The sequence below is a fragment of the Actinomycetota bacterium genome (assembly GCA_035759705.1).
In the GTDB taxonomy this organism is placed as follows: Bacteria; Actinomycetota; CADDZG01; order JAHWKV01; family JAHWKV01; genus JAJCYE01.
On record DASTUJ010000197.1, the window covers coordinates 13,518 to 28,877 of the forward strand.

General features: G+C 66.5%; 20 protein-coding genes. 6 read left to right on the forward strand and 14 right to left on the reverse strand.

Going from position 1 to position 15,360, the window contains the following annotated elements; genetic code table 11:
• Window positions 1–165: 165 nt before the first annotated feature.
• Complete coding sequence (locus VFV09_13815) at window positions 166–774, forward strand: nuclease-related domain-containing protein (GenBank protein HEU4868785.1); 609 nt, start codon at window positions 166–168, stop codon at window positions 772–774.
• Here VFV09_13815 and VFV09_13820 read toward each other — a convergent pair.
• Window positions 766–1,590, reverse strand: a complete 825-nt coding sequence (locus VFV09_13820; GenBank protein HEU4868786.1) for a hypothetical protein — start codon at window positions 1,588–1,590, stop codon at window positions 766–768. The genes VFV09_13815 and VFV09_13820 overlap by 9 nt on opposite strands.
• 8 nt (window positions 1,591–1,598) lie before the next feature.
• On the reverse strand, window positions 1,599–2,699 hold the full coding sequence (locus VFV09_13825) for an exo-alpha-sialidase (protein HEU4868787.1): 1,101 nt from the start codon (window positions 2,697–2,699) through the stop codon (window positions 1,599–1,601).
• Between the two features lie 148 nt (window positions 2,700–2,847).
• Between VFV09_13825 and VFV09_13830 the strand changes: the two genes are divergently transcribed.
• The 3 genes from VFV09_13830 to VFV09_13840 are packed head-to-tail and all read left to right on the forward strand — an operon-like array spanning window position 2,848 to window position 5,129.
• Window positions 2,848–3,834 carry an ATP-binding cassette domain-containing protein gene (locus VFV09_13830; GenBank protein ID HEU4868788.1) on the forward strand — a complete coding sequence of 329 codons (987 nt, stop codon included), beginning with the start codon at window positions 2,848–2,850 and terminating at the stop codon, window positions 3,832–3,834.
• Entirely contained in the window at window positions 3,831–4,676 is an 846-nt protein-coding gene (locus VFV09_13835; protein HEU4868789.1) for an ABC transporter permease, read from the forward strand. Before VFV09_13830 ends, VFV09_13835 begins: the two co-directional genes overlap by 4 nt.
• A gap of 60 nt (window positions 4,677–4,736) precedes the next feature.
• Window positions 4,737–5,129 (forward strand): nuclear transport factor 2 family protein, encoded by a 393-nt coding sequence (locus VFV09_13840; protein ID HEU4868790.1) that lies wholly within the window; start codon window positions 4,737–4,739, stop codon window positions 5,127–5,129.
• Here the strand turns inward: VFV09_13840 and VFV09_13845 are convergent.
• From VFV09_13845 to VFV09_13885, 9 genes are all read right to left on the reverse strand, one after another.
• Window positions 5,113–6,306 (reverse strand): aminotransferase class I/II-fold pyridoxal phosphate-dependent enzyme, encoded by a 1,194-nt coding sequence (locus tag VFV09_13845; GenBank protein ID HEU4868791.1) that lies wholly within the window; start codon window positions 6,304–6,306, stop codon window positions 5,113–5,115. The two genes, VFV09_13840 and VFV09_13845, sit on opposite strands and share 17 nt — an antisense overlap.
• 6 nt (window positions 6,307–6,312) lie before the next feature.
• On the reverse strand, window positions 6,313–6,507 hold the full coding sequence (locus VFV09_13850) for a hypothetical protein (protein ID HEU4868792.1): 195 nt from the start codon (window positions 6,505–6,507) through the stop codon (window positions 6,313–6,315).
• A gap of 34 nt (window positions 6,508–6,541) precedes the next feature.
• Window positions 6,542–7,342: an ABC transporter permease subunit gene (locus VFV09_13855; GenBank protein HEU4868793.1), complete on the reverse strand. Its 801-nt coding sequence runs from the start codon at window positions 7,340–7,342 to the stop codon at window positions 6,542–6,544.
• The gene (locus tag VFV09_13860) at window positions 7,335–8,246 is read right to left on the reverse strand and encodes an ABC transporter ATP-binding protein (GenBank protein HEU4868794.1); all 912 of its coding nucleotides are present in this window, start codon (window positions 8,244–8,246) and stop codon (window positions 7,335–7,337) included. Before VFV09_13860 ends, VFV09_13855 begins: the two co-directional genes overlap by 8 nt.
• On the reverse strand, window positions 8,243–8,926 hold the full coding sequence (locus VFV09_13865) for a TetR family transcriptional regulator (protein ID HEU4868795.1): 684 nt from the start codon (window positions 8,924–8,926) through the stop codon (window positions 8,243–8,245). Before VFV09_13865 ends, VFV09_13860 begins: the two co-directional genes overlap by 4 nt.
• 68 nt (window positions 8,927–8,994) lie before the next feature.
• Window positions 8,995–9,378, reverse strand: a complete 384-nt coding sequence (locus VFV09_13870; GenBank protein HEU4868796.1) for a metalloregulator ArsR/SmtB family transcription factor — start codon at window positions 9,376–9,378, stop codon at window positions 8,995–8,997.
• A 2-nt stretch (window positions 9,379–9,380) separates the two neighbouring features.
• Window positions 9,381–10,034, reverse strand: coding sequence for an SRPBCC family protein (locus VFV09_13875; GenBank protein HEU4868797.1), 654 nt, complete (start codon window positions 10,032–10,034; stop codon window positions 9,381–9,383).
• Window positions 10,035–10,075: 41 nt separating this feature from the next.
• Entirely contained in the window at window positions 10,076–10,198 is a 123-nt protein-coding gene (locus tag VFV09_13880; GenBank protein HEU4868798.1) for a hypothetical protein, read from the reverse strand.
• A 61-nt stretch (window positions 10,199–10,259) separates the two neighbouring features.
• The gene (locus VFV09_13885; protein HEU4868799.1) at window positions 10,260–11,501 is read right to left on the reverse strand and encodes a cation:proton antiporter; all 1,242 of its coding nucleotides are present in this window, start codon (window positions 11,499–11,501) and stop codon (window positions 10,260–10,262) included.
• Between the two features lie 101 nt (window positions 11,502–11,602).
• Here VFV09_13885 and VFV09_13890 point away from each other — a divergent pair, with 101 nt between their 5' ends.
• The gene (locus VFV09_13890) at window positions 11,603–12,706 is read left to right on the forward strand and encodes a potassium channel family protein (protein ID HEU4868800.1); all 1,104 of its coding nucleotides are present in this window, start codon (window positions 11,603–11,605) and stop codon (window positions 12,704–12,706) included.
• A 44-nt stretch (window positions 12,707–12,750) separates the two neighbouring features.
• Window positions 12,751–13,182 (forward strand): hypothetical protein, encoded by a 432-nt coding sequence (locus VFV09_13895; protein HEU4868801.1) that lies wholly within the window; start codon window positions 12,751–12,753, stop codon window positions 13,180–13,182.
• Window positions 13,183–13,213: 31 nt separating this feature from the next.
• Here the strand turns inward: VFV09_13895 and VFV09_13900 are convergent, their stop codons facing one another.
• The 3 genes from VFV09_13900 to VFV09_13910 form a co-directional block, all read right to left on the reverse strand.
• Complete coding sequence (locus tag VFV09_13900; GenBank protein ID HEU4868802.1) at window positions 13,214–14,041, reverse strand: hypothetical protein; 828 nt, start codon at window positions 14,039–14,041, stop codon at window positions 13,214–13,216.
• Window positions 14,042–14,244: 203 nt separating this feature from the next.
• Window positions 14,245–15,060, reverse strand: a complete 816-nt coding sequence (locus VFV09_13905) for an ABC transporter permease (protein HEU4868803.1) — start codon at window positions 15,058–15,060, stop codon at window positions 14,245–14,247.
• A partial coding sequence (locus VFV09_13910) for a DUF4162 domain-containing protein (protein HEU4868804.1) occupies window positions 15,057–15,360 on the reverse strand: 304 nt, incomplete at its 5' end. The genes VFV09_13905 and VFV09_13910, both read right to left, overlap by 4 nt.

The following is a 15,360-nucleotide window of genomic DNA, read 5'->3' on the forward strand; positions in this document are numbered from 1 at the left end:
CCGTCCCACCCAGCACTATCTGGACGTTAACGATGTATGGGACAAGCGGGACAATCGGCACGGCGGGAGTACGAGCGACGGCGCCATGCCGACCTCCAAAGGCGCCGGCAGCACTACAAGTGGAAACTTGCGTGCGTTGTTACCGCGCCCCTACTCGTCTACGCCGTGGCTCGGGCCGCTTTTCTCGAGCCGTTCGATCGCAACGCCAGCTTTTTGGCCGGCTTGCTGGCCGTTGTCGTCGCCACGAAGCTCGCCTCGAATCTTTGGGGTAGAAAAGCCACAACGGATGCCTGGCGGAAGGGCGCTGACGGCGAGGAGCTGACGGCTCGGACACTCGCAAGGCTGCCGGTTCCATATGTTTCGCTGCACGATCTGCGCATTCCCGGCTCCCGGGCCAACATCGACCATCTAGTGATCGGGCCGTCCGGAGTGTTCACGGTGGAGACCAAGCACTACGCCGGCGACGTCGAGGTGAAGTGCGGGAGAGCGCAGCGGGGTGGGCGGTCGATGTCTTCGGTGGTGGAACAGGCGGCCGGGCAGGCGAAAGTGGCTTCCGGGATTCTCGGCTGTGTAGTACGCCCGATAGTTTGCATCCAGGGCGGCCGGGTGACCGGCCCGCTGTTCTCCCGGCCTGTTGTCGGCAAGGTCCGCTTCTGTTCCGACCGTCACCTCAACAACGTCATCACCTCTGCTAGTGGAGCCCTCTCAAACGAGGCCGTCATGGGAATCGTCGACCTGGCGAACCGCGGGTTCGGCGTGGACGACTTAACCTGAGTCCGTTCGGTAGGAACCAATCCCTCCATAGACGGCGGAACCGGACACCAGGAAGCCTTCCAGCCCGTCCTCGGCCACGAGTTCCAAACTCGTCAGCCCCGGCACTTCGGCTAGCCCCACTGAGGCCGGACGCTTCGCCTCCGACGCGAACAACTTGGAAAACGACCAGTGTTGTGCCTCGAGAAGCGTCCGAAGTGCCAGCTGAGAGATGAGACCCAGGTCCTCGCAGGCCTCGAGTTTCAGCACTCCCCATTTCGTCCGGTAGAGCTCGGCGGCTTCCAGCCACTCGCCGGACTCCAGTTCCACCACCGGCCGTCCCTTTCCGTACTCCAGCGTCACCCGGTGGTAGGAAGGTTCGGTGGGGTCCATGACCTCCAACTGCTCGTCGTCAAGGAACGTCAGCCAAACAGGAAGCCGGGTTCCGAAATCCCCGGTGGCCCGGACTGCCGCGGGAATGTAGCCCACGGGGTTTATGTGGGCCGAGAACGCCAGCTGCAGGCCGTAGCTCCAGCCCTTGACCACGGGGATCGCCGAGCCCGGAACCCCGGAGAACTTCCTCGCGAGCTGCGGCGGCGAGGCGTTGGAGCCGAAGGCCAGAACCGCCGTCCTCCGGTCGAGAGAGGATGCGCCCAAATCCGACAGGAACTTGTCGAGTGAAAGCTGGCTTCCTTCTACCCGCCACCTTCCCAGCCTATGAGAGCTGCCCGCCAGTGGAAGCACCTGGTGTCCGAAAAGAAGATAGGAGTATTCCGGCGTGGGGCCCGGGTAGACCGACGGCTCGTCCAGCGCCGGAATGCCCAGGCTCGACGCCTCCAAAATCGCCCCTAGATCTTGCCGGTGCGAATCGAGTGAACCGGCGGCAGGTGCCGGGCCCCCTCGTACCAGGTCTTCCCGCCGTCGGCGGTGCCGTAGAGGTCCCCCGAGGTCGCTCCGAACCACATGCCCAGGGGCTCCTGGCCGTCCGTGCACCACGCCTGGCGCAGCAGGGTCAGGAAGGCGCCCTTTTGCGGAAGACCCTGGTCGAGGGTGTTCCAGCTTGCTCCGCGGTCGGTGGTCTCGAAGACCCGGACCTTCCCGTCGACGGTAACCCGGTCGACCTGGGAGACCAGCGGGATGACGAACGCCCGGTCCGGGTTCTTCGGGTCGATGGCCATCGGCAGGCCGAAGTCGCTCGGCAGACCGTCGGCGATCGAGTGCCAGGTCCGTGCGGCGTCGTCGGAGCGGAAGACCCCGTTGTGGAACTGCAGGTAGAGGGTGTCCGGCTGGACCGGCGACCGGTTCACGCTGTGAACGCACTGGATCTGCTGGTCGTCGGGAGCGTCCTCGGGCCACCTCGGCAGGCCCTTGATGCGGCGCTCCCAGGTGGCTCCGCCGTCCTCGGTGTGCAGGACACCGACCGAGGAGATGCCGATGGTCAACTTCGACGGGTCGCCGGGGTACGGGCAGATCGAGTGCAGGCAGAGCCCGCCGCCGCCGGCCATCCAGTTGGGGCGGGTCGGGTCGTCCCACAGGGCCCGGTTGAGCTCCCAGGTCCGGCCGCTGTCGGTGCTGCGGAACAGGGCAGCGGGGGCGACCCCGCACCAGATCTCACCCTCGGCCTCACCGGGCTGGATGCACCAGACCTTCTCGACCTTGGCGTCGATGTCATTGGGGAACTCCGGGCCCTCGGCCATCTGCCACTCGCCGTCCGGGTCCTCGGTGTACCAGATGTGCGGTCCGAACAGGTTTCCGGGGGACATCTCCTTGAACTCCTCCGGCCAGTGGGTGACACCGGCGAGGTAGGTGCCGGTCCGCGGGTCGAAGGCCGCGAAGTCGACGGGCATCTCGACGAAGTGCCGGGACGCGATCTCCAGCGGTCCCTGCCGGTCTCCGCGCATGACGAACAGACCTTTTCTCGTGCCCACCAGGATCTCGGTTTCCGACATAGCGACCTCCTTTTGCTCGAAACTCGATGCCGGCCGAGTACCACCGGCAGGCCCACCCTTATCCTTCGACAAACCGGCGCAGATCGAAAGGGGTCAATCGGCGATCACATTCGACGTCCGGCCGAAATGCGACGAGAATCGGTTGTATATGAGCCCCAGTACCCTCGCCATCGAGGCCTCCGGCCTGGTCAAGGCGTTCGGCGAGACCAAAGCGGTCAACGGCGTCGACCTGTCGGTCCGCCGCGGGTCGGTCTACGGCGTGCTCGGCCCCAACGGCGCCGGCAAGACGACGATCATCCGGATGCTGGCGACCCTGCTCCGGCCCGACGCCGGAGAGGCCCGGGTGCTCGGCCACGACCTGCTGACCCACCCGGACGCGGTGCGTGCCGGCATCAGCCTCACCGGGCAGTTCGCCTCGGTGGACGAGGATCTCACCGGCCGCGAGAACCTCATCCTGATCGGCAGGCTGCTCGGCCTGAAGCGGGCCGCAGTGAAGGACCGGGCGGCCGAGCTGCTGGAGGCCTTCGGGCTCTCCGAGGCCGGCAATCGCCTGGTCAAGACCTACTCCGGCGGCATGCGGCGGCGGCTGGACATCGCCGCGAGCGTCGTGGTCACCCCGGAGCTGATGTTCCTGGACGAGCCCACCACCGGACTCGACCCCCGCTCCCGCAACCAGGTCTGGGAGATCATCCGGGCCCTCGTCACCGGCGGCGCCACCATTCTGCTCTGCACGCAGTACCTGGAGGAGGCCGACCAGCTGGCCGACGGCATCGCGGTCGTCGACCACGGCAGGGTCATCGCCGAGGGGACCCCGGCGCAGCTGAAGTCGTCGGTCGGCGCGGGCACGCTGGAGGTGCGGTTGTTCAAGCCGGAGCAGCGGGACGAGGCAGCCGGCCTGCTGGAGCGGCTGCTCGGGCCGGTCACCCTGCAGGCCGACCCCGCCGGGCTTACGGTCGCCTGTTCGGACGCCCACCGGGCGGCTGCGGCCATCGCCGGGATGTCCCGGTCCGGCATCGAGATCGCAGACTTCTCGCTGGGCCAGCCGAGTCTGGACGAGGTGTTCCTGGCACTGACCGGGCACCCGGCCGAGGAGACGGCCGAAGAAGAGCCGGCCGGGAGGAAGGCACCCCGATGAGCGTAGAACCGGCAATCCGGGCCGAGGATGCGACCGCCGACGAAGCGGCAGTCCTCAAAGCCATTGCGTCGACCGAACGCCCACCCCCGGTGACGGCGCTCTCGGCCGCCCTGACCTTCGGCTGGCGGGGGATGCTGAAGATCAAGCACGTCCCCGAGCAGTTGATGGACGTCACGATCACCCCCGTCATGTTCGTGCTGATGTTCACCTACCTGTTCGGCGGCGCAGTCGCCGGCTCGACCGCCGAGTACCTCAACTACATCCTCCCGGGCATCCTGGTGATGTCAGTGCTGTTCACCACGGTGTACTCGGGGGTGGCCCTCAACACCGACGTCACGAAGGGCGTCGGCGACCGATTCCGCTCGCTTCCCATCTGGCGGCCGGCGCCTCTGGTCGGTGCGTTGCTGGGCGACAGCCTCCGCTACGTCCTGGCCGGCCTGGTGATATCGATCGTCGGCCTGATCCTCGGCTTCCGCCCCGACGCCGGCCTGGGCGGCATGGCGGCGGCGCTGGCGCTGGTCGTCGCCTTCTCCTTCGCTCTGTCCTGGGTCTTCACCACACTTGGGCTGGTCCTTCGGACCCCGAGCGCGGTCCTCAACGCCGGCTTCATGGGGATCTTCCCGCTGACCTTCATGTCGAACGTGTTCGTGGACCCGACCACGCTGCCCGGCTGGCTCGAGGCCTTCGTCAAGGTCAACCCCATCTCCATCCTGACCACCGCGAGCCGGGGACTGATGCACGGCAACTCCGACGGCGGGGACATCGTTCTGGTGCTCGCTGTCGCGGTCGGCCTGACGGCGGTCTTCGCCCCGCTCACGAGCCGTCTGTACCGCAAGCGGTAGGTTTTTCGCAACAGCCGCAGGGGAAACGCAAACCTCACCCACCAACCAAGGAGCGGGCCAATGGCTGCAGAGGACAACCGCAGGACAGTTCAGCTTGCCTTCGAGCGTTTCGCCGAGGGCGATCTCACCGCGGTCCTCGACCTGGTCACCGACGACGTCGTCTGGGCCGACCGCACCCCCGCCGCCAACCCGATCAGCGGCGTCTACCACGGGAAGGAGGGGGTTAAGGAGTTCTTCGGCAAGCTCCTGAGCCTGTCCGAGTTCAGCAGGTTCGAGGTGAAACAGATCCTGGCCGAAGCCGACACCGTCGTGGTGCTGATCGACACCACAATCACGGTCAGGCAGACCGGCAAGAAAGCCGACCTCCCGCTGGTGCACGTGCTGACCTTCCGGGGCGACAAGGTTGCCGCCTACGACTTGTACGAGGACGACTCGGTCAGCCCCTGGATGTAGCCCTCGCCTCGTCGAGGGCCGATTTGAAGCCCTCCATCGACCGTTCGATCATGTCCATCGTTGCCGTCAACGAAATTCGGAAGAACCCCGGCAGCTCGGTCGTCGCGCCGGGAAGCACGAAGATGTTGCGGGCGGCCAGGATGTCGATGAACTTCATGTCGTCCGCGAGGGGTGACCGCACGATCACGTAGAACGTCCCCTCCGGGACGGTGACCTGGTAGCCCAGGTCCGCCAACCCTTGGGTCATCACGTCCCTCTTGTTCTGGAGAGCGTGCAGGTCGATCAAGACCTCCTCCAGGTCGGCGATCGCGTGCTGCAGGAGGGCGTTCGGGAAGGACCAGCCGGTGGCGATCTGCGACATGAAGATCGCTTCACCCACCAGCCGGGCGTCGGGCATTCCCGGAGGAAGGGCGATGTACCCGATGCGCTGGCCCGGGGTCAGCATGGTCTTGGCGTAGGTGTAAACCAGCAAGGTCCTCGGGTAAAAGGCCGCCGGGCTGGTGAACTGCCGGCCGTCGAACAGGACCCTGCTGTACGCCTCGTCGGAGATCAGGTAGACAGGGCGCCCGTTGCGGGCCGAGGCCCGCTCCAGCACCCCGGCCAGCTCCTGCAGCTGAGCCGGCTGGTAGATCCGGCCGGCCGGGTTGTTCGGGCTGTTGACGATGATCGCCCGGGTCCGTGCGCTGATCGCAGCCTCGATCGCAGGGACGTCGAGGTCGAAGACCGGCGGCTGCAGGTTGACCCGCACGGCATCCGCCCGACGCTCCCGGATCATCGGCTCGTACCCGAACCAGGGAGGGCTGAGGTAGATGACCTCGTCGCCCGGGTCGACAACCGCCCTGAGGGCGACGACCAGCCCGGCGATGGCCCCGTTGGTGAAGAACAGGTGGTCGGGCGGGAAATCCACCTCCACCCGGCGGCTCAGGGCCTCCGCAGCAACCGCGCGTGCGTCGGGGTCGCTGGTCTTGTAGCCGAACCAGTGGGGGTCGCCGGGCTTGACCCACCGGGCCAGAGCGTCCACGAACCCGGGCAGGGCCATCTCCTGCGGCTCGCCGGTGACGAAGTCGCAGTTACCCGGATCGCCCTGGCGCCTGGACCACTCCGAGTTTCGGAAGAAGTCGAAGAACGGCATTTCGGCCTGCAGCGTCTCGGCCAGCTCTTTCGAAATGGCGCTCATTGCGGTCTAGTTGCGACCCATCGCCGCTCCGAGGGCGACTCCGAAAGCGATTCCGACGGCCACCCCCACCGAGACGTTGTCCATCGCAGCGCCGAATGCAGCGCCGAAGGCAATCCCCAGGCCGATGCCCAGTCCCATCTTCGAGTTGCCGCCGCCTGTGTCGGGCAACTCTGGATCCTGGGGATCTTTGTCATCGGCCATACCTTGAACTGTAGACCCTCCGCCGCGCTAGCGGCTAGGTGCCGAAATCCCGGTTCGCAAAGGTGAACAGAGCCAGCGGGACCATCACTGCAACCACCGCCGCCAGCAATCCGAGCCCTCCGAGGTCCCAGCCGTTCTGCAGCGGCGTGCCGCCGAGGTACCAGCCGAACGGTGAGATCTTGTCCATCCAGGCGCCTCCCTCGAGCTGCGGCCCGATCGCATGTGCGATGTAGGCCGTCACCGCCGCTGCCGCGGTCCCACCCAGCGCTATCGCTCGCCGGCCGGTCGCCGCCCCGATGGCGAACGCCGTAGAGGCGAAGGCCAGGGCGAACAGCAACAGGCCTGCGGAGATTGCAAGCAGGTTGCCGAACTTCACGTCAAGGTCGAGGACGGTGATCAGAAGGAACGAGGCGGCCAGCACCGGCAAGGTCAGCACGAACAGGTCGACGGCGACGGCCAGCCACCGTTCGCCCGCCAGGCGCATCCTTCCGACCGGATGGGCAAGTTCGAGCTCCAGGGAACCGGCTTCCTCCTCGCCCGCTATCATCCGGGCGCCGGTGGCGATGCCGAAGACCAGCATGAGGATCGGCCCGAGCAGCCCGTACACGGTGGCGCCGATGTAGCCGGAGGCGCTGGCGATCTGGTCGTAGCCCAGGGCCTTCGCAACGCCCTGCGGCATGCTGTCGATCATGTCCTGCATGGCGGGTGTCGACCCGAGGGACGGGTAGAAGCTGATGTAGAACGCGGCGACCGTGAAGAGCGCGGCGCCCCAGACGATCAACGACCGCCTCTGCTCCTTCAGCACACCGGTCAGAACCGGCAGTCCTTCAGACATTCGTGTCCACCTCCTCGGTGCGGTAGAAGTCCAGGAACAGCTCCTCCAGATCCCGGTTCTGGGCCGACCAGCCCACCACGTGGTGGCGAGCCGCCGTCTTCAAAAGGGCGTTCGGTTCGCCCCGGAGCACCAGGCTGACCGTCGAGTCGCCCACGACCACGTCGGTGACGCCGGGCAGGGCCGTGAACTCCCGCGCCGTCACCGGCGACGCAAACCTCAGCCGGACCTCCTGGCCGGCCCGGCGGCGCAGCTCGTCGATGGAGTCGACGTCCACCATCCGCCCGGAGCGGAGGATGCCCACCCGGGAGGCGATCTCTTCCACCTCGCTCAAGACGTGGGAGGACATGAACACGGTCGACCCCCCGGCCGTGGCCTCCCGCACCAGCGCCATGACCTCCTGCTGCAGGAGTGGGTCGAGTCCGCTGGTCGGTTCGTCGAGGATCAGCAGCTCCGGGTGGTGCATGAACGCCTGCACGACACCCACCTTCTGTTTATTGCCTTTGGAGAGGCTCTTGATGGTTTTGTCCAGGTTCAGGCCGAGCCGCCTGGACAGCGGTTCGATGAGGTCGGCCCCGGCGCCGCCGCGCAGGTTTGCCAGGTGGGCGAGGAACTCCCCCGCCTTCCGTTTGGCCGGCAGGACCAGCTCGCCTGGCAGGTAACCGATGCGGCGGCGCAGCTCGGGGCCGGCGTCCCGCGGATTCTGGCCGAACACCTCGACGACGCCGGAGGTCGGGCGCAGAAGATCCAGGAATATCCGGATGGTGGTCGACTTGCCGGCGCCGTTGGGACCGATGAAGCCGAACACCTCGCCGGGCTCAACGGCCAGCGTCACCCCGGCCAGCGCCCGGGTCTTGCCGTAGTCCTTGACCAGCTCCTCTGCTCGGAGCGCAAGTTGAACGCTCATTCCGCTGCCTCCTGTTCGTTTTTCTGTCTCTGCTTCTCCGCTTCCATCTCGGCGACTGCCTTCTCCCACCGGTCGTCCGTGAACAGGCCGTGGGTGAACAGCTCCAACGCCGGCCGCCCCCAGCGCAAAATCGCTGCGGGGTCCCCCAAAAGGTCCAGGTCCAGAAGGCGCTTCACGTGTTGGTGCATCGCGACCGCCCCCAGCTGCCAGATGCAGAGCAGCACCACCCGCTCGAAGGGGTAGTCGGAGGCCCTAAGGATGCCCGCCTCCACGCCGGCGCCCACGTATTCGACGGCGTCGGAGATCATCGTGTCGACCAGGTCCGCCACACCGGGTGAGCCGTCCACCAGCATGCGGGCGAGGTAGCGAAGCAGCGGCTGGGCCTTGTCGGCGGAACGAAGCAGCTGCAGGGGGTCCGGGGGGCCGGACGCCATCGCCTCCTGCTTGTTGGTCCGGATGACGGCGGCGACGTACTCGTCGCAGGCCCGGCGAAGGCCCTCTTTGGAGCCGAAATGGTGGACCACCAGCGCCGGGGAAACCCCCGCCCTGGTTGCGATCGCCCGCATTCCGGTGCCGGCGTACCCGCTTTCGCCGAAAAGCCCCATGGCGGCGTCCCGGATACGCGCTCGGGCGGTGAGATCCGACTCCGGCTCCTGCTCCACCGCTCGCACTGAACACATGTTCAGTATATTAACCGATTGTTCAGCCTGCGGGAGCGTACTTTAAAGCTGTCAAATACCTCGACTGCTCATTCCGGTATCGGCTGGTCGGTTGCATCAGTTTGCGACGTCGGGTCGGAGGGCCCTTTTCGTCGATCCCGTTTGCCCCTGGCCAGCTCGGTTCCGAGGGCGTCCAGGTGCGGCGCCCAGAAGCCACGGAAACTCTCCAGCCACAGGTCGGCCTCCTGCAGCGGCTCCGGGTCGATTGCGTACAGCCGGCGGGCGCCCTCGGGCCTCATCCGGGCGAAGCCTGACTCCCGCAGGACCTTCAGGTGCTGGGAGACCGCCGGCTGCGTGATGCCGAACTCCGCCTGGATCTGTGTCCCCACCTCGCCGGCGCTGAGCTCACCGGAGGAGAGCAGCTCCAGGATGCGCCGCCGGACCGGGTCCCCCAGGATGTCCAGGGCGTGCATTTTTAGCTTTCCGTCTCCGGAGCCTCGCCCTCGCCGAGGTACGCCGCCGTGGTCCGGTTCGCCGCGGCGATCGCCGCCTTGGCGTCGTCGCCGGAGGCGATCGCCGCCGCCCCCCAGCTGTAGGCGCATGCCCGGGCAAACTGCTTTCCGGGGGCGGACGCCATCCACGCTTCGGCTGCTTTGGGGTCGACCGTTTCCCCGCTGCTCAGGTGCAGGTCGAGGGCCATAAGCAGCATGTCCCACCCGACCCCGACCGCTCCGGGACCGAACTGCTCCCAGCGCTCACTGTCCACATGCGCGATGTGCTGCAACTCGAAGTTGGTGGCCTCACCCTCGCTTCTCAGACGGACCTTCAGCCAGGTGACCTCCCCGCCGGACTCCCAGGTGACTGCGAACGACTCGGGCGGGTCACAGGCGGTGACCTCGCCGCCTGCGTGGCCCTCGAGCTGGTAGCGGCCGCCGAGGCGCAGCTCGCCGGTGATCGGCAGGAACCAGCGGGGGATTCGCTCGGCTGTGGTGATGGCGTCCCAGACGTCCTCTATCTCGGCTGGGAAGGTCCGGGTCGCAACAACCGTTGCGGCGGGCTCCCCCTCGTAATCCCGGCGGACAACCTTGCGGGTTACGGCCCCGACAACCTTGACGACGTCAATCTCCACTGCGCACTCCTTCTGATTTGTTGGAAGAAGTATATCAGGCGTCACTTATATAAGTACAAACTTTCGTGAAGGACCTCGACGACCAAACCGCCGGGCGCCCGAAAGAAAACCGTCCAGGAGCCGTGCTGCATCGATGGGTCGTCGACGTCGAATCCGTCCTGCATGAGGCGCAGGTTCGGCTCGACGCCGTCGGGGGGATGGCTGGATGAAGCCGGTGTGAAAAGATCAGGTCTTGGCCTTCGCCCCCGTCTCCTCTGCCTCCTCGTCCACCTTTTGGATGGCAGGCTTGGCGGTGAAGCCGTGGATGACGATGGAGGCGATCACCACCACCGATACCGCCGCCCAGAGCTCCCTCGCTTCCTCGAACTCCCCCTCCTGCAGGGCGTAGGCCAGGTAGTAGAAGGAGCCGATTCCCCGAATTCCCAGAAAAGCGATGGCCGTCTTCTCCACCTTCGGCATTCCCACCGCCCCGATGCCGGCCAGGCCTGCCAGCGGCCGGATTACGAACAGCACGGCCGCGGCCACCGCCACCATCACCCAGGAAATCGACCCGAGCAGTCCGCCGGCCACCGCCCCTCCGAACAGCACCAGGATCACGGCGCTGGCCAGTCTCTCCAGCTGGTCGGCGAAACGATTGAGCTCCTTGTGGTACTCGTGATCCCGCTCGAAGTCCCGGATCGCCAGCGCCGCCACGAACACCGCTATGAACCCGTAGCCGTGGGCAAGCTCGGCGACGGCGTAGGCGATGAGAGTCACGGCGACCGCAACCAGGCCCTCCCGGCTGTGGGCCAGCTTGGTGTGGTGGTTGCCGACCCGGAACAGCAGATAGGCGAGTCCCCTGCCTGCAATCAACCCGATGGCCACCCCGGCGCCGACCTTGTACGCCACGTCGACCAGCAGCCACTCGCCCAGGTTGAAGCCGGCCGCGGCGCCCATGGCGATGGCGGCGTTGGTGAACGGGAAGGCCAGCCCGTCGTTCAGCCCGGCTTCGGAGGTGAGCGCAAAACGGACCTCGTCGGTTTCGCCCGATCCGGGCGCACCCACCTGAACGTCGGAGGCGAGCACCGGGTCCGTAGGTGCCAGCGCGGCTCCGAACAAAAGGGCGGTCGCCGGGGCGAAACCGAGGGCCCACCAGCCGAGCAGACCCACCGCGGCGATGCTCAGCGGCATGGTCACCCCGAGCAGCAGCCAGGTGGTGGTCCAGCTCTTGAACCCCAGCCGGCGGTCGATCTTCAGGCCGGCTCCGGTCAGGGCAACTATGACTCCGAACTCGGCCAGCCGGGATGCAACTTCGCCGTACCTGATCGGGTCCAGCTCGAAGCCGGTCGGCAGGGCGAAAATCGCCGCGCCGAGCGCCACGAGGATCATCGGGAAAGAGATCACCCGGTAGCGCAGGACCCGGGGCAGCCACGCCACCAGCAGAGCCGCAACGCCGACCACCAGGAGGCCGATCTCGTACGTATTCAACCGATCTCCTTGTGCGTGGAACGTTGCGAAGTGCGGCCGGCCTCGGGCGAGGCGCATTCAACGTCCCCGGAGACCTACCCCCAAGAGGCTATAACTAGCACGTGGACGTTATCTGGATAGTCGCCGGCTTCGTAATGATCGTCGCCGGGGTCCTGGACCTGTTTATGACCGTCCTTTACTACGATGCCGCCGGGCCCCTCTCGCTACGGCTGTACCGGTTGGTGTGGTCCCTCTGCCGCCGGGTGGCGTCGAAGGTGCCCGACCGGCACACCTACTTCGTTCTTTCTCTCGGCGTGCCCCTTATGGTTCTGGGGAGCCTCATCCTGTGGATCGCACTACAGGTCTTGGGGTTTGCGGCCATCTACTACGTGGGACTGCACGGCGGGGCATTCCGGTTCTCCGAGGGACTGGAGGCCAGCGTGGTGGAGGCCCTGTACCTCAGCGGCATCAGCCTGTCCGGCCTGGGTTACGGAGACCTGGCGCCGGTCACCGCTCCGTTCCAGCTGGTGGCCGCCCTGCAGGCGTTGATGGGGTACGGGTTCCTCACGCTGGCGATCGCCTATGTCGTCAACGTCTACAAGGTCATCGAGGACATGGGTGTGCTGTCGTCCGACATCTTCCACGAGTCCGAGCGGACCTACGACTCACGACACATCCTGGAGCTGCACTTCCACCGGGGCGAGCCCCGGGACCTTGGGGGCCGGCTCAACAACTTCTACAACGGCCTGATCTCGCACCACGAGGGCATGCGGCACTACCCGGTCGTCTACTACTTCTACAGCCGGAGGGGGTACGCGGCGCTCCCCTACCGCTTCGGGCTCATCGGCAGGGTTGTTGCCGCTCTGCTCTGGGGGCTGCCCACAGGCGATCCGATCACGGAGGAGCCCTGGCTGCGGGCGCTCAAATCGGCTTATGAATCGATAACCAACGAGATCCTGGAGCGGTTCCTGGAAACCGAGAAGTGGGACCCGGCAACCAAACCGGTGGACAAGGCAAGGTTCGTCACCGACCTGTCCTACGGAAGGTCCGACGAAGCGACGGTCCAGCGCTTCCTGGAACTGCTGGATTTCATGGAGGAGCTGACCGAGCGCAAGCACCCCCGGAACCCCGATGAGGTTTACCGCCGGTATCGTGAGTGGGTGCCGTTTGTTGCCCGGATCGACGAGTTCGTCGAGACGATCGTCCGGCACCTCAGCCCCCGCTAGGTGCGAGGGATGCGCAACGGCCGGGGTTGGTAGAAACTAATCGCATGACTATCGAGGACGACCAGCAGAAGGGCCTGGCTTCCTGGGCCGCCGACTGCGCCGAACGATCGCTTCACCTTTTCGAGGAGAGCCACCCGGACGACCGCCGGCCGCGCAAGGCGATTGACCTTGCCCGCGCCTGGGCCCGGGGCGACATCCCGGTGTCGGCCGCCCGGGGCGGATCTTCAGCCGCGAACGCCGCCGCCCGCGAAACCGGGGAGGACAGCCCCGCCCGTGATGCCGCCCGGGCCGCCGGCCACGCCGCAGCCGCCGCCCACAACCCGGGTCACGTTCTGCACGCTGCCGCCTATGCGGTGAAGGCTTTGACGGGGACGGACAACGAGGCGGCAGACAAGGAGCGCGCCTGGCAGTTCGACCACCTTGCCGAGGAGCTTCGGCCCCTCGTTTACCCGGAGGACGAGGACCAGCCCAAATAAAGGGCCCCGGCGGGAGCCGGGGCCTTTTGTTTTAGGCGTCCTGTCGTTCGGCGACGGCCTTGTCGACCCACTTGAAGTGGCGCTGGTTCCAGCCGGCGACCGTGCGCCTTCCTGCGGGGAGCGGGCCGGTAGGCGACGCGTTGCGCAGCAGCGACGGGTGCACCAGCGGCAGCCACTTGGCTACGTGGTTACCGGATCGGAGCGTGCCGGGGCGGCCGTAGGCCTCGCCGTAGAGAGCGTCGAACATCGAAACCGACGAGTGGGCGTCGTAGCCGAAGATCATGTCGACGGTGCGCCACGCCTCCTCGCCGAGGGTGATGACCATCTCAGGCTTGCAGTCGGTGAACTCCTGCTTGAGCTTGGCGCCGAACAGCTCGGCGGCCTGACCGGGGAGGGCCCTCTCGTGGATCTTGCGGAGGAGCTTGGACTCGGGAACGCCCATCTGCTCGTGGATCGAGTTGTACTCGATGTCAATTGCGTCCCGCATCTCCCGCTTGGCCTTGGTCCCGGTCTTGACCATGTAGCGCCGGTAGGCATCGGTGAAGGTCGTCTCGTCCGGCGAGTAGCCCAGCGGCTCGAGGTACTGCTGGATGATCTTGCGGCCGTTGGCGCCGTTGATCGCCGGCAAGCGTGAATCGACGTGGCCGTGCTGGCCGGGCTCGTCGCCCTCCTCGAATCCGACCTCCTTGAGCCAGGTCTTGAGCAGTGCGTCGCCGCCTGCATCGTTGCCCTCCCAGAAGGACGTGGGCTCGACGTCGACGGCGAGGGCCTTGACCACGCCGGTCCGGCCGCTGCCTGCAGCGGACTTCGGAGCGGTCCAGGCGACGTGAAAAGCACTTGGGTGCAGGCCTATAACCATGGCCCTACAACCCTCGGCGATACGCGAGGGTCGCTCTGAATTGGGCCGACCGAATGGGAAAAGTCCTGGTTCCATTGTTTTCACACCTTCCGGGCTCAGGGCCCAAAATTTGGGGATAGCCGGCAAGAAAAAGCCGTGGCAGTCCTTCCAGTGTGACGCGGATACCGCCCCTAGTCGCCCCGGGTCCTATCTCAGGCGCATTTTTAGGAGCGTTTGACCCGGCCCTTCAGTGCCAGGAAGGCCATGGTCATACTCACCACACCCACCGCGGCCACCGCCAAAAACGCCTTGATCAGGTCCTCTGCCACCCAGCCTTCCATGATCAGCGACCTCAGGCCTGCCAGCAGGTAGGTCACCGGGTTGTAGGTGGCTGCGGTCTTCAGCCACCCGGAGAGGAACTCCAGTGGAGCGAAGGCGGTAGTCAGGAACAGGAACGGGAAGAAGAGGATGAAGCTGGTGTTGACCGCCGCCGGGTTGCCGGTCTTGAGGGCGATCGCGTAGGGGAAACCGGTGAACACCAGCCCCCACGCCGCCGACAGCCCGACGAACGCGAGGATGCCGCCGACGCCGGTGGCGAACTCGATGTCCATGAGGAATGCGGTCACGATCACCGGGATAGACAGGAACACGACCATCGTGACGTCGGCGATCATCAGCCCGAGCAGCAGAGCCATCCGGTGGACCGGGGTGGCGAGAAGCCGGTCGAAGTAGCCGCCCTGGATGTCGATCACCAGGATCGCGGCCTGCGAGATCCCGGTCACCGCGAAGGCGATGGCCACCGGCAGCTGGAACGCCCGGTAGTCGAATGCGGCCCCCGCCGGCCCTCCGGCCACCGACTCGGTCAACTTCTCCAGAGCGCCGATGTTCACGATGAAAAAGAACGCCGGGATGATGATGCCGGGGATGACCGACTCCGGCTGGCGGGGCAGCGCCCTCAGGGCCCGTCCGGCCACCGAGAACAGGTCCCGCATAAAACCGGCTCTTCGGGCCCGGATCTCCCCGGCCGCCACCGCGCTCACTCGTCGTCTCCCTTCTGGATACGGTTGCCGGTCAGCTCCAGGAACACGTCGTCAAGGGTGGGCGTGCGCAGCGTCAGCTCCCGCACCGGCACCTGTGCCTCCGACAGCGTCACTGCCACCCGGGAGACCATCGCCGGCCCGTCGTCGGTCGCCACCAGCAGCTCGCCGCCCCGGCGCTCGACACTCCCGTCGGCCAGGATCTTCAAGGCCTGCTCGGCGGGCTCGCCGTCGACATCCGCCACCTGGACCACGATCACATCCGACCCCACCTGCCGCTTCAGGTCGTCCGGCGTCCCCTCG